The following is a 20,602-nucleotide window of genomic DNA, read 5'->3' on the forward strand; positions in this document are numbered from 1 at the left end:
CCCGCGCGGAAAACCATGGTGGTGCGGTTCCTGACGGACCTCGGCAGCTGCTTGAGGTTATTTGCCTGACGCTGGCGCCGTCCAGCTGTCCCACCACAGGGAAGGGACCAGGAACACGCCGTATTAGGGTTGAGGCATGCCTTCGTTCCAGACCCGCCTGAAAATCACCGGACTGAAGCCTGGCAACCCGCCGGAAGCCGTGATGGCCGCAGCGGTCGAGGCGTTGGAGACCCGTCACCATGTGGAATCCAACCAGATCGAACTTGCCGCCGGCGTCCCCCAACTGAACCTCCGCTTCCTCGTGGAGGCGACCAAATACAGCGGTGAGAACCAGCAGGCGCGCGAATCGGCAGCGATGATGCGCGACGCCGTCGAACGCGTTGCACTCACCGGCTCACTGACGGTGCTCCGCTGTAACCGCGGCCGCTGGGCGCCCGTTTAGCTCAGCCGTCCCAGCTCACTCGCCGGGGGCGGGCTCGTCCACGGGTGAGCGGGTGCCGCGCCGGCGGGTGACAATGACGCCGACGGCGGCCCCGATCACCAGGCCCAGCAACACGCCGATCAGCGAACTCGCCCAGAACGGCAGGTTGGTTGCCGATCCCGTGAAGTAGCCCAGGCCCACCAGCCAACTGGCCCAGAGGACCGCGCCGAGGCCGGCGCACAGGCTGAACCCCGGGGCCGAAACGTCGGCGATGCCCGAAGCCGCCGACGTCGCCAGCCGCCCGCCCGGGATGAAACGGGCGCCGATGATGGTTCCGTAGGTGGAGGAGCGGCCGGCCTTGGCGATGGCCGCGTGGATGCCCGTATGGACCTTGCGGCCCCAGCGCCAGCGGTCCAGGACATGGCTGAGCCGGCGTTTGAAGAGCTGGAACACCACCATGTCGCCGACCCAGGACGCCACTGCGGACAGTGCCCCCACCAGGAAGACGTTGGCCCGGCCGTCGGCCGAGAGGGCGCCGCCGGTAATCACCACCATCTCTGAGGGGATGGGCGGGAAGATGGCATCGCCGAGGACCACGGGGACGATCCAGAAGTAAATCGCCGCCCCCCAGCTGTCGGCGTTGCCAAAGTCCATGGCCACAAAGTACCGCACATTTGCGCGGCAGCACGGCCTGAGCCGGCCAGCGGCACGGACTTGCCGGGCGTTGGGTTCAGCAAGTGCTTCAGTACCCGGTGCCGATGTTTCGACGGCGTGGACCTGGGGCTCCGCCAGGAACTTCCCTGGGGACGTGGCTGAGGTGCCGGGCCGCGAGGAAATACCAGTACGGCCAGGCGACCCACGCTGTGGCGCCAAAGGCTATTCCCGCCCCGCCGATGCCCCAGCGGATCCAGGCCGGCGCCTGTTCCACCGCGGTCAGCGCCGCCAGGGGCAACGCCACCAACAAGGCGCCGCCAATGAACTGTCCCAGCTTCGCGAGATCCCGGGGATAGCTGCCCCTCTTGAGCAGTGCCCGGTGGGCCAGCAGGAACCAGCCGGCCTGGACCATCATTGCCCCCACCGAGATGCCAGTGGACACCGTGAAATCGAGCTTCTTCGCGACCAGGAGGAACGAGCTTGCTGATCCTGCGCCACTGGCCGCGATCACCAGCCATTTGGCGGCCTCGGAGCCGGGTGTGCGGCGCAGGCGCCGGTGAACCTGGACGATCACCGGGATGATCACCAACTGGAAGACGCCGCCGGTGGCATCGTTGATGGTGCCGAAGACGTAGGGTCCGTTCTTTGGCACTTCGATGGCGTACATGGCGCCCAGTGATGCCACGCCTACTACGCCCAGGCCGGCGGCCGCGTAGGCGAACTTGGCCGCCGTGCGGTCTCCGGGGATTTCGATGAGGGTATCCATGATGATTCCTCGCTCAGTGCAGATGCTCGCTCAGTGCGGATGGAACGCAGAGACAAGCTCGCTCAGCTGGCTTGAGGGAAGGACGCCGAGTTCGCCCTCCAGGCGGCTGGCAAACATCGTGTAGGCGCGGACTGCGGCGGCTCGGTTCCCGGCGGCCAGATGGGCCTGGACCAGCAGCAGATGCGCGGATTCCCTCAGTGGTTCGATGCTTGCCGCGGACAACGCCGCGATAACAGCTTTGCCGGGTTCACCGGCCGCCAGATGTTGCCGGGCCATGAGCTCCAGCGCGCTGAGGCGCAACTGCCGCAGCCGCTCCTGTTCAAATATCACCCAGTCGTCGTACCAGCCGGGCAGCAGGTCAGCCCGGCTCAGGTCGTCGAGATAGCCGTCAGGAATCCGGGCTTCAGGCTGGGACTGCAGGGTGGCGACGTGGCGCTGCAGCGCCGTGACATCGACCCTGACCGCTTCGTGAAGCTCCAGCGTGTCCGCGCCCGTCAGGAGAAGGTGCGGGAACGCGTGGGAGATGCACCAGACGGTGGTGCGCAGGTTCCCGGCAGCCTGCGTTTCGCTGCTTTTTGGCCACAGCAGGCCAGCCAGGAAACTCCGGTGCCTGCAGCCCAGGAGTCCCACACACGCGATGAGCCGCTGTTCCCGGCTGGCCACCGTCACGGTATTGGTGCCGCGGCGCAACCGCCAGGCCCCCAGCAGGCTTAGATGCCAATCCTGTGCGAGAGCCACCGTCATGCCTATCCCCTTCAAGCGACCGGACAACACGCGATACCCCAGATAACCATCGTGGCACTGGGGCGCATCATGTCAAGGCAATTTAGTAACAGGGGTTTTTGAGGTTTATATACCGGCAATAAGTCCACATACTGGTCAATCAGTATGGCGCCGGTAGTCATTCAATAAGGGCTTGCCGGAATCGACTCAGCCGATAAGGAATCTACGGTTATGCGCTGGCAGTGGTTTCTGATGCCTTCAGCACATCGAGCCAACGCTGCACAGCCAAAATGACTTCTTCTGCATCGCCGGCCGTCTCCACAATTTCCTGGTCCTGGCCCGGATGGCTGGAGATCAGGCGTGCCCGTACACGATGGTTCTGGGCAGGCTCCGCCCACGCGCGGATGACCATGGTGCCTTCAATGTCCGCCATGAATCGGCGCCTGCTTTCCTTGTCTGCAATTTACGTCGTCCAGGAACATTACTGTCCAGTATGACCATCTTAGGCAAAGATTATTCGGCGCCCAAGTCATAACTGTCACCACATTAGTCTTATGCGACAACGGAAAAATAACAGCCCAGTAACGAAGCCACAACGGGGCTACGCGTTGACTGATCGCGGGACGTCGAAAGGGGGTGATTGACATGATGAAGGAACTTACCGTTCACGAACTGGAAAGCCAGAAAGTGGAACTGTTGCCTTCGCGGGAGACCCTGTTTCTGGACACGAATTGGGCGGGTGTTTACGCAAGCAACTCGTCTGTGGCTCTGAACGCTGCGTCGTTCTTTGCGGTAGCACACAGCACTGCGCTTCAGAACATCGCCGTAGTCCAGGGTTAAGTCCGTCTATCATCCGATATCTGGACCCTGGGATTGCCCGGGGGAGAGAGGTGAGGTGCTATGACGGCATCAACCGCGCTATTACCGGTGGATCTCGACGCCGAGGTTGCAGAACTGCTTCCAATGAGGGAAACGCTGTTCTTCAACATCAACGTTGCTCCCGTGATCGCCGTGAACCTTTCGATCGCCATCAATGCGGCCTCGATCGGTTCAATCGCGAACTCGGCCGCCTGGCAGGAAGTGATCGTCCTGCAGCAGTAGGTCCGCAGGATCAACAGGAAACCCGGAGGGCATGCTTCAGCGTCGGAGCATGCCCGCCGTTCTTAGTGGCTCAACCTAGGTGGGGACCGTGACCACAGCACCCGAAGCTGACTTTGTCCGGCATTGGTCGCCGTCACCCGGGCTTGTTTTCCTGGGACCGGTTGAGGGGTCTGGTCTCAAGGACCGCAGCTACCTGCTGCAGCGCGGAGACGGGCAGATTGTCCAGCTGTCGGAGCTTCTTCAGCTGGTCATGGCCACCGTCTCGCCGGAGAAATCCGCTGATGAGCTGGCGCGCGATGTCAGCGACGCCTACGGCCGCGAACTCGGTGTGAGCGGACTCCTCCACCTCATCGACACCAGGCTGGCGCCGATGGGCCTCGTTCACGACGCCGATGCGAACTTAGCCGAGGCCGGGCCGCCGCCGCGGGCAAACCCGTTGCTGGCCCTGCGGCTGAGGGGAACGCTGCTGCCGGAAAAGGCAGTCAACACGCTAGCCCTGATCCTGGCCCCGCTGTATTGGAGTCCGGTGGTGGCCACCGTCCTGGTCGGGCTGGCCGCCGTCGACATCCTGGTGCTGGCCAAGGGCGACTTCCTGGCTTCCCTGGAGCAGGTACTTCTAACGCCGGCGCTGCTCCTTGGCATCTTCGCGATGCTGACGGCGGGAGCCGTGATCCACGAACTGGGGCATGCCACCGCGTGCCGGTACGGCGGCGCCAGGCCGGGAGTGATCGGCGTCGGCGTCTATCTGGTCTTCCCGGCATTCTTCACCAACGTCACCGACTCCTACCGATTGGGCCGGGCGGGCAGGATCCGCACCGACCTTGGCGGGCTGTACTTCAACTGCCTGTGCCTGATCGGCCTGGGCGGCGCCTACCTGCTGACAGGGCAGGGCTTTTTCCTGCTGGCGGCGGCACTGATGCATTTCGAGATGATCCAGCAGCTGGTGCCGACGCTGCGCTTCGACGGCTACTTCGTCCTGGCCGACATCGCCGGTGTCCCCGACTTGTTCAACCGAATCCGCCCGGTTCTGCTCAGCCTCATTCCCGGACGCGCGGTGGATCCGCGGGTTGCCGAGCTCCGGACGTTCGCGCGCCGCATCGTCACCATCTGGGTAGTCACGGTGGTGCCGCTCCTGTGCCTGGCGCTTGGCTGGATGTTGCTGAACCTCCCCATGATCATCGAGCAGACCGCTAACGCCATCCGGCAGCACGCGGGGCTCGCCAGCGAGGCCATCGCCGCCGGCGACCCGGCGGCCGCTGCGCTCTCCATCCTGTCCATCCTGATGCTGTCGCTGCCGGTGATCGGCCTGGCCATTCTGCTGTACCGGTTGCTGTCGGTCCTCCTCGACCTGCTTGGCCGCCTCGGCAGGCGCCTGTGGCGAATGGCGGCGGAGCCGGAGTCCGTCGTGCCACGGCACCTCCGGGCAGTGAAGCCGCAGACAGTGAAGCCATTACAGATGGGGCAGCCGTTACAGATAGGGAAGCCACTACAGAAAGGAAGGTCCGCCATGGCTATCGCAGTCCCTCCCGCGGCCATGCCCGACGAGGTCCCCCCGGCGCCATTGCGTGCTCCCGCCCATTTTCAAGCCCGCGCGGCCCTCCCGGCCGCAGCCATTCCCGACGACGTTCCCACCCTCCAGGATTTCCTCGCCGACAGGCCCACCCAGCCCGCCCCGCCGCTCGCCGAATTGGGCTGGCAGGGCGCTGTCCGGCGGCTCAGCCGCAATTCCCTGAGCCTCGGTCCCGGCAGGCGGGAACTCGCCCACCTGGACGCCGTCGAAGAGGTTCAGCGGCGCCTGGACGGCCCCCGGACCGTCGTCGTGGTTAACCCCAAGGGCGGCGCCCACAAGACCACGGCAACCCTGCTTCTGGCCGCGACGCTGGGCATCCAGCGCGGCGGGTACACGCTTGCCTGGGACAACAATGAAACGCGCGGAACCATGGGGTGGCGGGCGCCTCTGGCCGGGCACGCCGGCACTGCCGTTGACCTGATGCGGGAAGTGGACCGCTTCGAAGACCCTGTCCTTGGCCGGATCGGGGACCTGGACCGCTATGTGCGCTACCAGGGATCCTCGCAGTTTGATGTGCTGGCCTCGGACGAGGACGCGGCCGGGGCCGCCACCATCGGCAGCCGTGAATTCGACCGGCTGCACTCGGCGCTGCGCCGCTTCTACCGGATCATCATGGTGGACACCGGCAACAACATGCGGTCCTCGAACTGGGAAGCCGCTGTGGCGGCGGCGGACGAGTTGGTCATCGTTTCCACGGTCCGCGAAGACACGGTGGCCAGTGCGGTCTGGCTCGTGGACGGGCTGCGTGAACGCGGCTACCAGGACAAAGTCAGCAACGCCGTAACCCTGCTGGCCGCGCCGTCACTGCACACCGATCTGCAGCTTCATGACAGGACCCGGACCCACTTCGAGACGCTGACAAGGGAAGTCCTCGACGTTCCCCATGACAAGTCCCTCGTCTCCGGCGGGCCGCTCAACTACCAGGCGCTGATGCCGGCCACCCGCGAGGCCTGGTTGCGTGCCTCGGCTGCGGTGATGCGGGGCCTATGAGCCGCACCCCGTAGGTGGGAAACTGGCGGCATGCGGATCATCATCCTCCAAGGCGATATCACCACACGCACGGTTGACGCGATCGTGAACGCGGCCAACTCCAGTTTGCTGGGCGGTGGCGGTGTGGACGGGGCCATCCACCGGGCCGCCGGGCCGGAACTGCTGGCCGCCTGCCGCGAACTGCGCGAAACGGACCTGCCGCACGGGCTGGCGCCCGGAGCGGCCGTCGCCACTCCTGGATTCCGTCTGCCGGCACGCTGGGTAATCCACACTGTTGGGCCCAACCGGCACGTGGGGCAGGCCAACCCGGCGCTACTGGTTTCGTGCTTCAGCGAAAGCCTGCGGCTGGCGGACTCGCTGGGTGCGGCTTCCATCGCAGTCCCGGCGGTGGGCGGGGGAGTGTACGGCTGGCACGGGCGCCAGGTGGCGGAGGCCGCGTACGACGCCGTCACAGGGTTTGGTGCCTCACTTCCGGCCAGCGCGCTCGAGTTGGCGGAGTTTGTGCTGTTCAGCCCCGAGATGGAGCAGGCCTTCAAGACGGTGTTCGATCAGCGCGGTGTTTGAGTAGCCTTGCTGAGGTGGAGCCCGCTGCGGTACTCCACGGGCTTTTTGCTGATGGGGTCGACAAAGCGGATGCCGCGGGCCAGAAGCTGCAGCGGCTTGGAGTAGTCGTCCGGGGCCTTGTCGAGCAGATCGGGGTAAAACGCGTCATTCACGATTCCCAGCCCCAGCGAGGCCATGTGGACCCTGAGCTGGTGCGTTTTTCCGGAGTGCGGCTCCAGTCGGTACCGCGCCAGGCGGGCGGAGTGGGTTTCGGCGAGGTTGGTGCCAGCCGCAGGGGTGCCAGGCGCGCGGGTGCCAGCGGCACCTGCTGAAGTGCCGCCGTCGAACGTTTCAAGCCGTTCGATCCGGGTCTCCGCGTTCGGCTCGCCGTCGATCACTTCGGCCAGCAGGTAGCTGCGCGACTTGGTCATCCGGTTCCGGACCACCACGGGGAAGTCGACGGCGGGGTGTCCGGCGGCGGGCTCCGCGGCGGAGACGCACTCGTATTCCTTCTGCACCTGCCGCTTCTCGAAGAGCACCTGGTAATTTCCGCGGGTTTCGGGGTTGGTGGACAGCAGCAGCACGCCGGCGGTCATCCGGTCCAGGCGGTGCATGGGGATCAGGTCCGGCAGGTTGAGCTGGTTCCGGAGCCGGACCAGGGCCGATTCCTGGATGTAGGTACCGCCGGGGGTGGTGGGCAGGAAGTGCGGCTTGTCCACCACGAGGAGGTGGTCGTCCTGGTGCAGGATGCTGATTTCCACCGGGATGCGGGTCTCCGGCGGCAATGAGCGGTAGTACCAGATGAAGGTGTGGTCCTCGAGCCTGGTGGCCCGGTCCAGGGCGACGCCGCCCTCGCCCACGATCTCGCCGGCGTCGAACCTGTCCTCGATGCCCTGCGGATCGATGTGGCCCCACCGGTGCATCATGTAGTCCATCGCGGTGGTCCACGGCCCCTCGTCCGGCAGGCGCAGGCGGGTGGCGTTGACGCCTTCGCGCACGGGGAGGGGGGATTGCATCACCGGTCCATTCTACTTTGCCGGGTCCCTTGGCCCCGCCCCGAGCCCGCCCCAGCCCGCGCCCGTTTAGACGGTTCCCTGCGCACTCGATGGTTGGACCCATCGATCGGGCAGGGAACCATCGAATCGGAGTGTTCCCGGCGACCCTGACAACCGACGGTAAAAAAGTTCTTGACAATAAAAGTTGTCGGTTGGCAAGATGGACGCATGTTGGACATCGAAGTGATCGAGGACCCGGCCGCGGCGGAAGCGTCGTTGGACCCGATCCGGACGCGCATCCTCCAGGAACTCGCGGAGCCGGGGTCGGCCACGCAGCTTGCCGCCAAGGTGGGCCTGCCGCGGCAGAAGGTCAACTACCACCTCAAGGCCCTCGAGCGGCACGGACTCGTGGAACTCGTGGAGGAGCGGCGCAAGGGGAACGTCACCGAGCGCGTCCTCCAGGCGACGGCAGCCTCCTACCTGATTTCCCCGGTGGCCCTCGCGTCGGTGGCACCGGATCCGCACCGGTTCTCGGACAGGTTTTCGGCCTTCTGGCTGCTGGCGCTCGCCGGGCGGATGGTCCAGGAGGTGGGTAAGTTGATCGCCGGCGCGGCCGCGGCCAGGCAGAAACTGGCAACGTTCGCCATCGACGGCGAGATCACCTTCCGGACGGCCGCGGACCGGGCAGCGTTTGCCGAGGAACTCGGTGTCGCCGTGACCCGCCTGGTGGAGAAGTATCACGACGGCGGCGCGGTCGCCGGCCCGGGCGGCGCCCCGGCAGGCGGCTCGCCCCCAAGTGGCACTTCGGCGGGGGGCGGACGAAAGCACCGGCTCGTCGTCGCTCTTCACCCCGTTCTCAAAACCCCCATCAAACCCCTCTCAGCGAAGGAGCAGGACAATGACTGACAACCGTGAATTTGAGATCGTGTACGACACCGAACTGCCCGGCACGCCCGAGCGTGTCTGGGAAGCCGTGACAAGTGGAACGCCGGCGTGGATGTTCCCCACGGACCAGTGGCCGGACGTCAAGACCGTGCAGGAGCATCCCACGCATCTCGTCTCCCGGATGGACGGCCCGGATGGCTGGTTCAACCAGCTGGAGCACGTGCTGGAACCGCTCGACGGCGGCCGCGCCCGGCTGCACTATGTCCACAGCGGGATCTTCGCCGACCAATGGGACGAGCAGTACGACGGCGCCAGCAAGCACACGGCGTTCTACCTGCACACGCTGGGCCAGTACCTGCAGTACTTCGACGGCAAGCCGGCGGTATTTACGGACATCCTGTCTCCGGCAGCGTCGCAGACCCCGGACGGTTTCGACCGCCTGAAGAAAGCTATGGGCGTGGATTCTGCGGCGCGGGGTTCCGCCGTTGAGCTGGAGCTCGACGGCGTGGGGCGGCTGTCTGGGGAAGTGGACTTCTCCAACGAGAACTTCCTGGGCCTGCGGACGTCGGATGCGATGTACCGGTTCTTCGGCCGCAACGCCTTCGGTGCTCCGGTGGGTATGACTGTGCACGACTTCAGCGGCAGTGGTGACTCTTCAGCGACCACCGAGGCCTGGAGCGGCTTCCTCGAAAAGGTCTACGCGTAGGTTGGCCTGAGGCCGGCGCACGGTTATCGACTCGCACATTATCTGGCGCACCGGGAAATCCACCTGCGTCAGATAATTTGCGCGTCGCGGGCGGATCGGCGCGTCGGGAAAGTCCGGTCGCGTCAGGCGGCCCAGCCGCGGGCGACCGCGTCGAGGGAGGCGCTGTAGGCCGCGGCCCAGTCTGCGTCCGGCGGGCCCACCTGGGCCAGTTCCAGGCTTACAAGGCCGTGGACCTGCCCCCAGATTGCGACGGCGACCATTTCCGCCGGTGCCTGCAGCACGGTGCCGGCAGACTGGGCGGAGGCCACTGCTTCCATTAGGGGCTCCATGGCATCGGCGGCAGCATCGGGGCTGGGCTGGCAATCGACGTAGGCGGCCAGTGCGCCGCCGAACATCAGCCGGTAGAGTGCCCGATGCTCCAGCGCCCAGGTCCGGTAGGCCGCGCCGAGTCCCCGAAGCCCGCCCGGGGCCGCGGCCACCTGTGAGTCGCGGAAGGACCGGAACCCGTCGTCCACGACGGCCGTCAGGAGCTGGGATTTTCCGCCGAACAGCGAGTAGACGGCCGTGGTGGACGTGCCGGCGGCCGCTGCCACATCCCGCAGATTGACGCGTGCGGGACCGTCGTGGTCCATCAGGTCAGCCGTGACGGCCAGAAGGCCCTGCCTGAGGGAATCGTTATGCACTACGGGTCTTGCCATGGAGTCCATTGTTTCATAACCTTGTTTCGTAACGGTGTTATGAAACAAGGTTATGAAACCGCGAACCGAAGGAGTTCCCATGGCGCAGAGGGTATTTCCGGGCCGGTACACCGCTGACCCGGGCCGCGAATCGGTGACGGTCTTCCTGATCGGCATGCGGGCGAACCGATGGTGGAAGGTCGGGACCGTCGGCAAGGTGGCTGCCGCCATGCCGCGGATGCTCCAGCACCTGGCCGCCGACCCCGCGGCGGGAATGCTCGGCTGTGAGCAGTGGTTCGGGCGCACCACCATCCTGCTCAGCTACTGGGAGAGCCCCGAGCACCTGCGGAAGTTCGCCGCGGACCGGGAGTCCCCGCACCTGGAACCGTGGCGACGATTCATGCAGGAACTCTCCGGGACCGGCGACGTCGGCGTGTGGCATGAGACGTACCAGGTGCCGGCCGGCGGGATCGAGGTTGTCTACAACGGGATGCCGGAGTTTGGGCTGGCCAAGGCTACGGCTCATGTCCCGGTCGGGGCCGGGACCAATACGGCCAAGCAGCGGATGGGCCGGGCCGCAGGCCGCGGTGCCGGCGGCAGCTGATCCCGAAAACCCACGCCTCACGCGATAGCCAGGGCCGGCGCGTTCTTCAGGGACCGGCGGAGCTGCGGGGCGGCATCGAGCCGGTCCTGGGCTGAGCGCAGGGCCAGGACGGCGGTCTCCAGCTGGTCCGGCGGCAGGGTGAAAGGTACCCGGAGGTAGCGTTCGAACGCGCCGCCGATGCCAAACCGCGGCCCGGCGGCCAGCCGGATACCAAAGTCCGGGGCGATCATGGTCAGCGCCGTGCTGACCGGTGCTGGCAGCCTGGACCAGACGGACAGTCCGCCGGCCGGGCGTGCCGTTTCCCACTCTGGGAGGTGTCCGGCAAGGAGTTCCAAAAGTGCGGCGCGGTTGTCCCGGAGGGCGCTGAGCCGTGCGGGAAGCGGCTCGTCGAGGGCGCGGACCAGGTGGGCGGCCGCCAACTGTTCCATAAGCGGTCCGCCCAGATCCAAGGACGTCCGTGCCGCCGCAAAGCGCTGGATCATGGCTTCGGAGGCGCGGATCCAGCCTGTCCGAAGTCCGGCCCAGTGGGATTTGCTGAGCGAGCCGATGGTGACCACGGCGGGACTGAAGGCTGCCACTGGGCTGGTTTCGACGCCGTCGAGGTTCAGCTCGCGGAGGGTCTCGTCCACCACCAGGACCGTCCCGGCAGCGACGGCCGCCCGGACCAGCTGGCGGCGCTGGACATCGGGCATCAGCTGCCCGGTTGGGTTGTGGAAGTCCGGCACGACGTACGCCATCCTGGGACGCTGCTGTGTCATGGCGGCCTGCAGGGCGTGCATGTCCCACGCCAGGGCGGGACCGCCGTCGGCCCTGTCACTGCCGGTGCCGTGGGCTGCGGTGAACGCCACCGGAATGGCCCGGCACCCGGCCGCGCGGATCGCATCCAGGGCATTTGGGTAGCTGGGGTGTTCCACCAGCACCCTGTCCTGCCGGCCCGCCAAGGCGCGGATGATGATGTTCAGGGCATGCTGCGCGCCCGAGGTCACCAGGATCTGCTCGGCAGTGGTCGGCACGCCGGCCGCCGTATAACGCGCCGCCACCGTCTCGCGCAGCGGGAGAAGGCCCATGGCGTCGTAGCCGAATCCCGGCAGCAGGGCGGGAAGTTCGGTGAGGGCTGCCGCGAACGCGCGATGCACCACCTCGCCGCTGGCAGGCAGCGACGCATAGGCGAGGTCAATCAGACCCTCCGGTGCCGCGAGCCCGGGAGACGTTGTTCCGGGCGTCCGCCCCGCGGTTGTAAGGCCCGGGTCCGTGAGCACCGTGGTACCCAACGCCGTCAGGCGCGGAATCCGGGTCCGGCCCCTGCTGCCCTGCCCGCTGCTGAGGAAACCCTGCTCGCGGAGGTGGCCGTAGGCGGCTGTCACGGTGGTGCGGCTGACGCCCAGCGCCTCAGACAGTGCCCGCTCGCTGGGCAGGGCCGTGTCCAGGGCCACCCGGCCGTCCAGGACCAGGAGACGGACGACGTCGGCCAGCTCGCGGTAGGCGGGAGCGGCGCCGAGGTTCCACTCGCCCAGGAGACGGGCCAGCGCGGGCGGGTTCAGCGAAGGGGACATGATGCCAGTATCTCAGACTGGCTATGTAATTCAATGCCAGATATCTGTCAGAGTGGTCGTCATGTTGACTCGCAGACTACTCCAGCTCTTTACCGGCCTCGCCATGTACGGCATCTCCCTGGCCATGTTTATCCGTGCCGGACTTGGACTGGATCCATGGGATGTTTTCCATCAGGGAGTGGCCGGCCGGACTGGGCTGAGCATCGGCGTGGTGGTCATCATTGTGAGTTTCCTGGTGCTGCTCCTCTGGATCCCGCTCCGGCAGTGGCCAGGGTTCGGCACGCTCTGCAACGCCGTGCTGGTGGGCGTTTTCGCTGACATCGGCCTCGCGTTGATCCCTGCGTTCTCGCATCTTGGCGGCCAGATCGGCATGCTTGCCGGTGCCGTGTTGCTGAACGGCATCGCGTCCGCCTGCTACATCGGCGCACGGTTCGGTCCCGGTGCCAGGGATGGCCTGATGACCGGGCTGGCACGGCGCACCGGCTGGTCCGTGCGGGTCTCGCGCACCCTGATCGAAGTGGTGGTGCTGGGAGTCGGCTGGCTGCTGGGCGGTTCCGTGGGTGTGGGCACGGTGGTCTACGCCCTCGCCATCGGGCCCTTGGTCCAGCTGTTGCTTCCGCGGTTTATGGTGCCCGCAGCTCTGCCAGCCGAACCTGCAGTCCTCGAACAGGATGCCGGCGAGTTCGATGCCGCCGAGTTGGACGCTGGCGAGCCGGTCGCCGTCGAACGCGTGGCCAGGACTCCCTAGGACCGCCTCGAACGGCCTGGGACTGCTTGGGATTGCCTAGGACCGCTCAGGACACGACGCTCAGGGCAGCATCGGCTGGCACTGCGGGCAGAAGTAGATGTCCCGTTCTTCCTCGCCGTTGGGTTTGCCCAGCACACCGCGGCGGATGGGGGTCCGGCATTTCAGGCAGGGCTGGTGTTCGCGCCGGTACACCCAGTAGCCCGGGCGGCCCGCCATCCGTCCCACGGGCATGCCTCGCGGGTTGAGGACGGTCACCCGGCGTGCCGGGCCCAGGTTGGCTTCCAACAGCTGCTTGGCATCGGTCATCATGGTCCGGACGTTGTGGACAGCTGAGACCGGAGTCGCCGGGTGCACCCCGGACAGGAAGCAGGCCTCGCAGCGGTAGATGTTGCCGATGCCCGCCAGGTTGCGCTGGTCCAGCAGGGCGACGCCGATGGGTACATCGGGTGCCGCGCGGATCCGCTGCTCTGCTTCGGCCGGGTCCCAGTCCGGACCCAGCAGGTCCGGGCCCAGGTGGCCCACGATGGTGTCCTCGTCCGCGGTACGGACCACTTCCACGATGCCCAGGGAGAATCCGACGGCGTCAGCCGCGGCCGTGCGCAGGACGCACCGGGCGGTGAATCCCGGCTTCCGCCAGCGCCCTCCCGGCGGATAGACCTGCCAGGTGCCTTCCATCTTCAGGTGCGAATGGATGGTGAGTTTCCGCTCCTCCGGTCCATTCCCGTCCGGTCCCACCACGCGCATCAGCAGGTGCTTGCCGCGCGGGACCACCTCTGCCACGGTCCAGCCGGCCAGGTTGAGCGTTGCGAACCTCGGCACGCGGAAGTCCGACGCAACGAGCGTCTGCCCCGCCAAGGCCTTGTGCAGTTCGGCGGCGGCCCGCCAGACGGAATCACCTTCAGGCACGGATTCTCAGACCTTTGGGCGTGGAGTATGCCCCGGCGGCGGCCAGCGCCGCTGCCACCGGCGTGTCCAGGATGCCGTGGCCGTTGACCTTTTCCATGATGAGCTTGTCCACGGCTCCCCGGGTGACCACACCTACTAAAGCCGCGCCGGCGGCGGACAGCACGGCTGCGTCCTCGCTGAAGGCCAGCAGCGTTTTGCCGCCGCGCTCCACATAGAGGACCAGGGCGCCGTCTACCATGACCACCAGCGCCCCGGCTTTCCGCCCAGGCCGGTGGCCCGTTCCGGCCTCCACGTCGAGGGCAGGCCAGGACAAAGCAGCCCCATAGGGGTTAGCAGGATCCGTGGCCGCAAGGGCCAGTGCCATTGGCTCGGGCTTTGCCAGCTGAGTGTCCTCGGAATAGGAGCGCAGCCGGTCCACGGTTGCGGGGACAGCGAACTGGGCGGCCCCGAGGTGCTCGATGAAGTACCCACGACGGCAGCGTCCGGCCTCCTCCAGCCGGGCCAGCACCTTGTACATCAGGCCGAACCCGCCCAGGATCTGCTCCGCCATGACCGATCCCCGGGTCACCACGCCATACCGGTCCAGCAACAGTTCAGCCGTGGCCCGGGCGTGGATGGTGGCGTCCAGCTCGGGCGAGGGCAGGGCAGACCAACGACCCGCGGCCAGCGGGGGTGTTGCCGCAGTGCCCGACAATGAACCGTACCGTCCGCCGCCCAGCGCAGGTGAGCCCAGCCCGGGCGATCCCAGAAGGCCGGTACCGTGCGAGCGGCCGAGCCTGCTCAGCCTGGGGGCACGGGCGCGGGGCGAGCGGGCCACTTGGCGGTGCGCCGTGTGGCCGCCGGCGATGAGGGCGCGGACCGGGGCGAAGGTATCTCCGGTTATGCGGCCCGCCCACGCCAGATCCCACAGCGCGGACACCACTTCCTGGTCGCTGAGCACCGCGTCCATGCCACCGGCCACGTCCTTCAGCTGGCGGAAGAAATAACCGCCGCCGTTGTTCCTCAAGTGGTCAAGCAGGCGTTGCTGCGCGTCTCCGGGTTCATATTCGACGGCGGGATTCAGCGTCAGTTCGGCGGAATCGGCCAGGTGGAGGCTGACCCAGCCGTCGTTTCCAGGCAGCGCTCCCGCCCCGGACCAGAGGACCTCACCGGCGGCCATGAGCTCGTCCAACATGGCGGGCTGGTAGTTCGAAACCCTGCTGGCCAGGACCAGCGGCTCCCACGCCGAAGCAGGTACCGGCACGCCGGACAGCTGGTCGATCGCGGTGACAATTCCGTCCAGCCCCCGCAAGGACGGCTGCCCGCGCCCGGCTCCCGGCGTACGGACATGCTGCCAGGCCGGCAGGAAACGCCCATAGGCGGCGGCGTCCACCGGTTCCACTTCGGCGCGCAGGGCTGCGAGCGAACGACGCCGGAGCTTGCGGAGCACTTCGGCGTCGCACCATTCGCTGGTGGTGGGCGCGGGCAGGTGCGTCTGCATGGATCCTTCCGGGAGCGGTTGAGCCGTTTGGACATCCTCAACTGGTGTGTCGTCCGATGGCCCATAGTTGGCCGCCTGTTCCGGCGGGGCGGCGTGCGGCCGGAACTCGCCTTCTACCACGCGACCGTCCGCGGCGAGCCGTTTCAATGCGGTGTTGACCACGGCGACGCCAAGCCCCAACCGGGCCGCGGCTTCCGTCGACGTGAAGGGTCCGTGCGTGCGGGCGTACCGGGAAACCAAGTCGCCCAAGGGGTCTGCCACCGGTTCGATGAAGGCAAGGGGAACGCCCATGGGCAGCGGAACGCCGATGGCATCACGGAGCCGGGCGGCATCCTCGACGGCAGCGTAGCGCTCGGCACCGCCGATGTTGACTCTTATGGCCCGGTTGGCCCGCAGCAGTGTGGTCAGGTGCGTCGTGGCCAGAGGAGTGTCGGCATGCGGGGTTTCGACAGGCTCAACCCCCGGCGAGGGCTCAACCCCCGGATCGGCTTCCGGGGTTTCGACAGGCGGAGCCTCCAGGCGGGCGGCGACCTCTTCCGGCGTCAGCGGACCCAGCAACCTGAGAAGATCGGCGACGCCTTCCATGCCGCGGGCCCGGCGGTCCGGCGCAAGGCGCTGGAGTTCAAGCTCGGTGGCCTCGATGACTTTCGCGTCGAGCAGTTCACGGAGCTCAACGCGGCCGAGCAGCTCGTTCAGGAGCGTCGAGTCCAGGGCCAGGGCCGCGGCCCGGCGCTCGGCCAGGGGCGAGTCGCCTTCATACAGGAACTGGGCCACGTACCCGAACAGCAGGGACTTGGCGAACGGTGAGGGCTGCTGTGTGGTGGTCTGCACGATCCTGAGTTCGCGTCGTTCCACCGAGGCCGCAATGTCCTTCAGGGCCGGGAGGTCGTACACGTCCTGGAGGCATTCGCGGACGGTCTCCAGCACGATGGGGAACGTGGGGTATTTCCGAGCGACGTCGAGCAGCTGCGCCGACCGCTGGCGCTGTTGCCAGAGCGGCTGCCGCTTGCCGGGGGTTTGCCGCGGAAGGAGCAGGGCACGCGCCGCACACTCCCGGAAGCGGGAGGCAAACAGCGCACTGCCGCCCACCTCTGCGGTGACAATTTGCTCCAGTTCTTCGGGGTCAAACAGGAACAGCTCGGCGCCGGGCGGCTCGTCCTCCATCATGGGGACCCGCAGCACGATGCCGTCGTCCGCCGCCATGGCAGAGCCGTCCAGGCCGTACCGCTGGTGGAGGCGCTGCCCGACGGCGAGTGCCCAGGGAGCGTGCACCGGCATCCCGAAGGGGCTGTGCAGGATCACCCGCCAATCGCCCAGTTCGTCATGGAAGCGTTCCACCACCAGCGTGGTGTCGCAGGGGACCACCTCGGTGGCCAGCTTCTGTTCACTGAGGTACTGGATCAGGTTGTTTGCGGCGAATTCATCCAGGCCGCTGGCCTTGCAGCGTGCGGTGGCAGGGCCGACGTCGGACGCGGACAGCTCACGCACGAAGGCGCCCAGGGCACGGCCCAGGTCAAAGGGCCGCCCCAGTGAGTCCCCCTTCCAGAAGGGAAGTTTGCCCGGCTGGCCGAAGGCGGGGGAGACCAAGACGCGGTCATGAGTGATGTCCTCGATCTTCCAGCTGGTGGCGCCCAACGCAAAGATGTCACCCACCCGGGACTCGTAGACCATCTCCTCGTCCAGCTCACCGACGCGGCGGCCGCCCTTGGCAGGGGACGCGGCGGGTTTGCCATCAGCGCCCGGTGCACCGGAGCCTTCCACCTCGGTGCCGATGATGTACACACCGAAGAGGCCGCGGTCCGGGATGGTGCCGCCGGATGTGACGGCAAGCCGTTGGGCCCCGGGCCTGCCTTCGATGGTGCCGGCGTTCCGGTCCCAGATAATCCGGGGACGCAATTCGGCGAATTCATCGGACGGATATCGGCCGGCCAGCAGGTCAAGGGTTGCTTCGTAGGCGGACCGGGGGAGGGACGCGAACGGGGCGGACCGCCGGACAGTGGCGAACCATTCCTCCACATCGATGCTGCCCAGGGCGGTGGCCGCGACGGTCTGCTGGGCCAGGATGTCCAACGGATTGGCCGGGACAAAGAGCCGCTCGATCTTCCCTTCGAGCATCCGCTCCACGGTGATGGCCGTGTGCACCAGGTCTGCCCGGTGCTTGGGAAACAGCACTCCCTGCGAAATTTCCCCTACCTGGTGCCCGGCGCGGCCCACGCGTTGGAGTCCGCTGGCCACCGACGGCGGTGATTCCACCTGCACCACGAGGTCCACAGCGCCCATGTCGATGCCGAGTTCCAAGGACGAAGTGGCCACGACGCAGCGCAGCCGGCCGGACTTGAGATCATCCTCAATGAGTGCCCGTTGGTCCTTGGAAACGGAACCGTGGTGGGCTCGGGCCAGCAAAGGATCGGCTCCCGCCGTGCTGCCGGCCTGCGCCATCATGTGGGCCGGCGTCGCGGTGGACGCAGGAGTGGAGGCAGGACTGAAAGCAGGACTGAATGCCCCGTCGCCGGACGGAAAACCTGGATCTGCGGCACCAGCATCAGGCGAGTCCCAGCCGCCGCCGACCGCGATCAGTTGCCGTTCGGCGTAGATCTCGTTGAGCCGCGCCGTGAGCCGTTCAGCCAGGCGACGGGAGTTGGCGAAGACGATGGTGGACTGGTTGGCCAGCACCAGGTCAACGATCTTTTCCTCCACATGGGGCCAGATCGAGGCCTGGGGCTGCAGCCCGGATGCCGGACCGGAGTCGAAGGCGCCCGCGGCGCCCGGGAGGTCGGACATGTCCTCCACGGGGACGGATACGGTGAGGTCCCAGTTTTTCCGTGACGGCGGGGCCACGATTTCCACCGGCGCAGCACCGGCCAGGAACTGGGCCACCAACTCGCGCGGCTCCACCGTGGCGGAGAGGCCGATCCGCTGGGCGGGCTTGGACAGCAGCGCATCCAGCCGTTCCAGGGAGACCGCCAGGTGCGCGCCACGCTTGGTTCCAGCCACGGCGTGGACCTCGTCAACGATGATTGTGTCCACCTCGGTGAGGGTCTCGCGCGCCCTGGAGGTGAGCATCAGGAACAGCGATTCCGGCGTGGTGATGAGGATGTCCGGCGGGTTGCTGAGCAGCGCGCGACGGTCCGCCGTCGTGGTGTCACCGGACCGGACCCCCACGGTGATCAGGGGCGCTGGAAGTCCCAGCCGCTTGGCAGTCTGGGTGATCCCGATCAGCGGCGAGCGGAGGTTGCGTTCCACGTCCACACCGAGGGCTTTCAGCGGCGAGATGTACAGGACGCGGGTCTTGCGTTTGGGCGGGCGGGGGCGTCGTCCTTTGGCCTGCCCTTTCACCGGCCCTTTGACCGATACAGCATCCACGCCCGGCAATTCAGGGTCACCCAGTTCCGGAGCAGGGGAAGGGGCCTCAACGAGCAAACGATCCAGGGCCCAGAGGAACGCCGCGAGCGTCTTTCCTGAACCGGTGGGTGCCACCACCAGTGCGTGCGAGCCGGACGAGATGGCGTTCCAGGCGCCGGTCTGGGCAGGGGTGGGCTCCGCAAACGCGCCAAGGAACCAGTCCCGCGTGGGCCGGCTGAAACGGCCCATGGGTTCCTCTTTGCGCCCGGCCGGGCGGGCTGCGTGGCCCGCTTCCGCTGGCTGATCCTCCTGCATTCCTCCATCATGCCCTACCCCACCGACAGTATTGCCGGCAGCGTTGGAGGCGTGGATCAACGCTGCTCAAGCCTCGGAAGATCCTTGGTGGCGGGTCCTTCGAGGAGCTTGCCGTCCGGGCTGAAGCGCGAGCCGTGCAGCGGGCAGTCCCAGGTCAGTTCGCTGTCGTTCCAGTGCACGATCCCGCCCAGATGCGTGCAGACGGCGGAGACCCTGCAGGTGGTGCCGTCCACAGTGGAGACCGCCGTGGGCCGGGCGCCGTCGCGATATACCCGCCCGCCGTCGTCGGCCGGTACGGGACCTCCGGCAGTTGCCTCCGGAACCGCGGTTTCGGCAGGCTCAACCACCGGCCTGCCACTCACCGACTTGCCAACCGCCAGCTTCCCCCAGTCGGTGGCCAGCCGCGCAGCCACGCCCGCGTTGACGGCGACGGCGGTCAGCGCCCCGCCCGGAGACGTCACGCGGTGATGGATCGTGTTGGCCCAGCGGAGGCTGCCGCCGAGGATGTCCGCGGAGATGCCAAGGGCGGCGGCCACCGCGTTGGTCATGCCCCACTTGTTGTAACCGGTGCCGAAGAAGATGTGGCCCCGGCCCCGTGGCAGTTTGCCAAAGAAGGGCATGAGGTTGGTGGCCTGGTAGTCCTGGGCCGACCACGTGTGGGTGGTTACCGCACCCGGGAAGTGTCCGGTAGCCCAGTCGAGCAGTCCCGACAGATGGGACTTTTCCGATTCAGTCCGCCCCACCTGATGCCCGTGCCCGCCCACAAGCAGGAACTGACGGCCGTCAGCCTCATAATCCCGCAAGGAGTGGGTGGGTTCCTCGGCGGAGAGGTACATTCCGGGCGGCGCGGTGACCCCGGCAGGCAGCTCCAGGGCCGCGGCGTAGGAGCGTAGGGGTTTGAGTTTGGTGAAGTAGAGTCCGCGGTCGAGGACGGGGATTCCGGTGGCGAGAACGACGTTGTTGGCGGTGACGGTGCCCTGGTCTGTGTGGACAATTAGTGGTCCGCTCCCGGAGACATTCCGCAGCCGGGTCCCGCCTACTACGCTCCCGCCGCGGGCACGGACGTCCCTGAGCAAGGCATCCAGGACGTCCATAGGGTTGATCTGGGCCTGATCGGTCAGCAGGAGGGCGCCTTGGATGGGGAAGGGGAGGCGTGCATCGCGCACGTACTCCACGTCCAGGCCGGCGGTGGTCGCGGCGCCGAGGTCCTCAAGCAGGCGCTCGGTCCCTTGGGCAGTGGTGGCGTAGGTGTAGGCATCCCGGCGCTGATACGGCACGTGCTGTTCGTCGAGGTAGCGGAGTAGCCACGACTGCCCTTCCCGGTTGGCCTCAACGTAGGCCCCAACCTGCTTCTGCGCATACTGTCTGGCCAGGGCAGACAGGACGGTCCCCTGCAGCAGGCTGACTTTCGCCGTTGTGTTTCCGGTGGTCACGGCCCCGGGAAATCTGGCCTCCAGGACCTGGACGCGCTGCCCCGACCTGGCCAGCAACAGTGCGGTTACCAGCCCCGTCAGACCGGCCCCCGCCACCACAGTGTCGTAGCGGCTGCCTGCCTCGAACGGGTCAGAGCTGAATGATTGCCCGCGGTCCAACCAGAGCGACGTCATGGAAGCTAAGTGTACT

At 67.0% G+C, this 20,602-nt stretch carries 18 protein-coding genes; 8 read left to right on the forward strand and 10 right to left on the reverse strand.

Features of this window, described 5'->3' with window-relative positions; genetic code table 11:
* The first annotated feature begins 136 nt into the window (after positions 1-136).
* Positions 137-442, forward strand: coding sequence for a hypothetical protein (locus ACX80X_RS07775; RefSeq protein WP_459311674.1), 306 nt, complete (start codon positions 137-139; stop codon positions 440-442).
* A 15-nt stretch (positions 443-457) separates the two neighbouring features.
* On the opposite strand, the gene ACX80X_RS07780 is transcribed toward ACX80X_RS07775, so the two are convergent.
* The 4 genes from ACX80X_RS07780 to ACX80X_RS07795 form a co-directional block, all read right to left on the reverse strand.
* Entirely contained in the window at positions 458-1,075 is a 618-nt protein-coding gene (locus tag ACX80X_RS07780) for a DedA family protein (RefSeq protein WP_252599801.1), read from the reverse strand.
* 88 nt (positions 1,076-1,163) lie between these two features.
* Complete coding sequence (locus ACX80X_RS07785; protein WP_252599800.1) at positions 1,164-1,841, reverse strand: hypothetical protein; 678 nt, start codon at positions 1,839-1,841, stop codon at positions 1,164-1,166.
* 30 nt (positions 1,842-1,871) lie between these two features.
* Positions 1,872-2,585, reverse strand: coding sequence for an AfsR/SARP family transcriptional regulator (locus ACX80X_RS07790; protein WP_252599799.1), 714 nt, complete (start codon positions 2,583-2,585; stop codon positions 1,872-1,874).
* Between the two features lie 208 nt (positions 2,586-2,793).
* Positions 2,794-2,997 (reverse strand): hypothetical protein, encoded by a 204-nt coding sequence (locus ACX80X_RS07795; RefSeq protein ID WP_252599798.1) that lies wholly within the window; start codon positions 2,995-2,997, stop codon positions 2,794-2,796.
* Between the two features lie 467 nt (positions 2,998-3,464).
* On the opposite strand from ACX80X_RS07795, the gene ACX80X_RS07800 reads away from it, so the two are divergent.
* The 3 genes from ACX80X_RS07800 (at position 3,465) to ACX80X_RS07810 (ending at position 6,789) form a co-directional block, all read left to right on the forward strand.
* Positions 3,465-3,665 carry a hypothetical protein gene (locus ACX80X_RS07800; RefSeq protein WP_157768951.1) on the forward strand — a complete coding sequence of 67 codons (201 nt, stop codon included), beginning with the start codon at positions 3,465-3,467 and terminating at the stop codon, positions 3,663-3,665.
* Between the two features lie 88 nt (positions 3,666-3,753).
* On the forward strand, positions 3,754-6,225 hold the full coding sequence (locus ACX80X_RS07805) for a MinD/ParA family ATP-binding protein (protein WP_252599797.1): 2,472 nt from the start codon (positions 3,754-3,756) through the stop codon (positions 6,223-6,225).
* A 30-nt stretch (positions 6,226-6,255) separates the two neighbouring features.
* Positions 6,256-6,789 carry an O-acetyl-ADP-ribose deacetylase gene (locus tag ACX80X_RS07810; RefSeq protein ID WP_252599796.1) on the forward strand — a complete coding sequence of 178 codons (534 nt, stop codon included), beginning with the start codon at positions 6,256-6,258 and terminating at the stop codon, positions 6,787-6,789.
* Here the strand turns inward: ACX80X_RS07810 and ACX80X_RS07815 are convergent.
* Positions 6,774-7,784: an RluA family pseudouridine synthase gene (locus tag ACX80X_RS07815; RefSeq protein ID WP_252599834.1), complete on the reverse strand. Its 1,011-nt coding sequence runs from the start codon at positions 7,782-7,784 to the stop codon at positions 6,774-6,776. The genes ACX80X_RS07810 and ACX80X_RS07815 overlap by 16 nt on opposite strands.
* A 207-nt stretch (positions 7,785-7,991) precedes the next feature.
* Here ACX80X_RS07815 and ACX80X_RS07820 point away from each other — a divergent pair, with 207 nt between their 5' ends.
* Positions 7,992-8,669 carry a winged helix-turn-helix domain-containing protein gene (locus tag ACX80X_RS07820; RefSeq protein ID WP_252599795.1) on the forward strand — a complete coding sequence of 226 codons (678 nt, stop codon included), beginning with the start codon at positions 7,992-7,994 and terminating at the stop codon, positions 8,667-8,669.
* Positions 8,662-9,354 (forward strand): SRPBCC family protein, encoded by a 693-nt coding sequence (locus ACX80X_RS07825; protein WP_459309967.1) that lies wholly within the window; start codon positions 8,662-8,664, stop codon positions 9,352-9,354. The genes ACX80X_RS07820 and ACX80X_RS07825 overlap by 8 nt, the downstream gene beginning before the upstream one ends.
* A gap of 122 nt (positions 9,355-9,476) precedes the next feature.
* Here the strand turns inward: ACX80X_RS07825 and ACX80X_RS07830 are convergent, their stop codons facing one another.
* Positions 9,477-10,052: a TetR-like C-terminal domain-containing protein gene (locus tag ACX80X_RS07830; RefSeq protein ID WP_252599793.1), complete on the reverse strand. Its 576-nt coding sequence runs from the start codon at positions 10,050-10,052 to the stop codon at positions 9,477-9,479.
* A 79-nt stretch (positions 10,053-10,131) separates the two neighbouring features.
* On the opposite strand from ACX80X_RS07830, the gene ACX80X_RS07835 reads away from it, so the two are divergent.
* Complete coding sequence (locus ACX80X_RS07835; RefSeq protein WP_459309966.1) at positions 10,132-10,635, forward strand: DUF4188 domain-containing protein; 504 nt, start codon at positions 10,132-10,134, stop codon at positions 10,633-10,635.
* 17 nt (positions 10,636-10,652) lie between these two features.
* On the opposite strand, the gene yczR is transcribed toward ACX80X_RS07835, so the two are convergent.
* Positions 10,653-12,188 carry a MocR-like transcription factor YczR gene (gene yczR, locus ACX80X_RS07840; RefSeq protein WP_459311677.1) on the reverse strand — a complete coding sequence of 512 codons (1,536 nt, stop codon included), beginning with the start codon at positions 12,186-12,188 and terminating at the stop codon, positions 10,653-10,655.
* A 61-nt stretch (positions 12,189-12,249) separates the two neighbouring features.
* On the opposite strand from yczR, the gene yczE reads away from it, so the two are divergent.
* Positions 12,250-12,936 carry a membrane protein YczE gene (gene yczE / locus ACX80X_RS07845; protein ID WP_252599790.1) on the forward strand — a complete coding sequence of 229 codons (687 nt, stop codon included), beginning with the start codon at positions 12,250-12,252 and terminating at the stop codon, positions 12,934-12,936.
* Between the two features lie 60 nt (positions 12,937-12,996).
* Here yczE and ACX80X_RS07850 read toward each other — a convergent pair whose 3' ends face one another.
* From ACX80X_RS07850 to ACX80X_RS07860, 3 genes are all read right to left on the reverse strand, one after another.
* Entirely contained in the window at positions 12,997-13,842 is an 846-nt protein-coding gene (locus ACX80X_RS07850; RefSeq protein WP_459311679.1) for an Fpg/Nei family DNA glycosylase, read from the reverse strand.
* Positions 13,835-18,913, reverse strand: coding sequence for a DNA glycosylase AlkZ-like family protein (locus tag ACX80X_RS07855; RefSeq protein WP_459311697.1), 5,079 nt, complete (start codon positions 18,911-18,913; stop codon positions 13,835-13,837). Before ACX80X_RS07855 ends, ACX80X_RS07850 begins: the two co-directional genes overlap by 8 nt.
* 122 nt (positions 18,914-19,035) lie before the next feature.
* Positions 19,036-20,586, reverse strand: a complete 1,551-nt coding sequence (locus tag ACX80X_RS07860) for an FAD-dependent oxidoreductase (protein WP_459311681.1) — start codon at positions 20,584-20,586, stop codon at positions 19,036-19,038.
* Between the last annotated feature and the right edge of the window lie 16 nt (positions 20,587-20,602).

It is taken from the genome of Pseudarthrobacter sp. MDT3-1 (assembly GCF_054510755.1).

Bases quoted from the DNA above. Each gene is read 5' to 3' on its own strand.
- ACX80X_RS07795 (WP_252599798.1), bottom strand. From the start codon at position 2,997: ATGGCGGACATTGAAGGCACCATGGTCATCCGCGCGTGGGCGGAGCCT.
- ACX80X_RS07860 (WP_459311681.1), bottom strand. From the start codon at position 20,586: ATGACGTCGCTCTGGTTGGACCGCGGGCAATCATTCAGCTCTGACCCG.
- yczR (WP_459311677.1), bottom strand. From the start codon at position 12,188: ATGTCCCCTTCGCTGAACCCGCCCGCGCTGGCCCGTCTCCTGGGCGAG.
- ACX80X_RS07835 (WP_459309966.1), top strand. From the start codon at position 10,132: ATGGCGCAGAGGGTATTTCCGGGCCGGTACACCGCTGACCCGGGCCGC.
- ACX80X_RS07780 (WP_252599801.1), bottom strand. From the start codon at position 1,075: ATGGACTTTGGCAACGCCGACAGCTGGGGGGCGGCGATTTACTTCTGG.
- ACX80X_RS07775 (WP_459311674.1), top strand. From the start codon at position 137: ATGCCTTCGTTCCAGACCCGCCTGAAAATCACCGGACTGAAGCCTGGC.
- ACX80X_RS07785 (WP_252599800.1), bottom strand. From the start codon at position 1,841: ATGGATACCCTCATCGAAATCCCCGGAGACCGCACGGCGGCCAAGTTC.
- ACX80X_RS07810 (WP_252599796.1), top strand. From the start codon at position 6,256: ATGCGGATCATCATCCTCCAAGGCGATATCACCACACGCACGGTTGAC.
- ACX80X_RS07830 (WP_252599793.1), bottom strand. From the start codon at position 10,052: ATGGCAAGACCCGTAGTGCATAACGATTCCCTCAGGCAGGGCCTTCTG.
- ACX80X_RS07855 (WP_459311697.1), bottom strand. From the start codon at position 18,913: ATGGGCCGTTTCAGCCGGCCCACGCGGGACTGGTTCCTTGGCGCGTTT.
- ACX80X_RS07790 (WP_252599799.1), bottom strand. From the start codon at position 2,585: ATGACGGTGGCTCTCGCACAGGATTGGCATCTAAGCCTGCTGGGGGCC.
- ACX80X_RS07820 (WP_252599795.1), top strand. From the start codon at position 7,992: ATGTTGGACATCGAAGTGATCGAGGACCCGGCCGCGGCGGAAGCGTCG.
- ACX80X_RS07800 (WP_157768951.1), top strand. From the start codon at position 3,465: ATGACGGCATCAACCGCGCTATTACCGGTGGATCTCGACGCCGAGGTT.
- ACX80X_RS07825 (WP_459309967.1), top strand. From the start codon at position 8,662: ATGACTGACAACCGTGAATTTGAGATCGTGTACGACACCGAACTGCCC.
- ACX80X_RS07815 (WP_252599834.1), bottom strand. From the start codon at position 7,784: ATGCAATCCCCCCTCCCCGTGCGCGAAGGCGTCAACGCCACCCGCCTG.
- yczE (WP_252599790.1), top strand. From the start codon at position 12,250: ATGTTGACTCGCAGACTACTCCAGCTCTTTACCGGCCTCGCCATGTAC.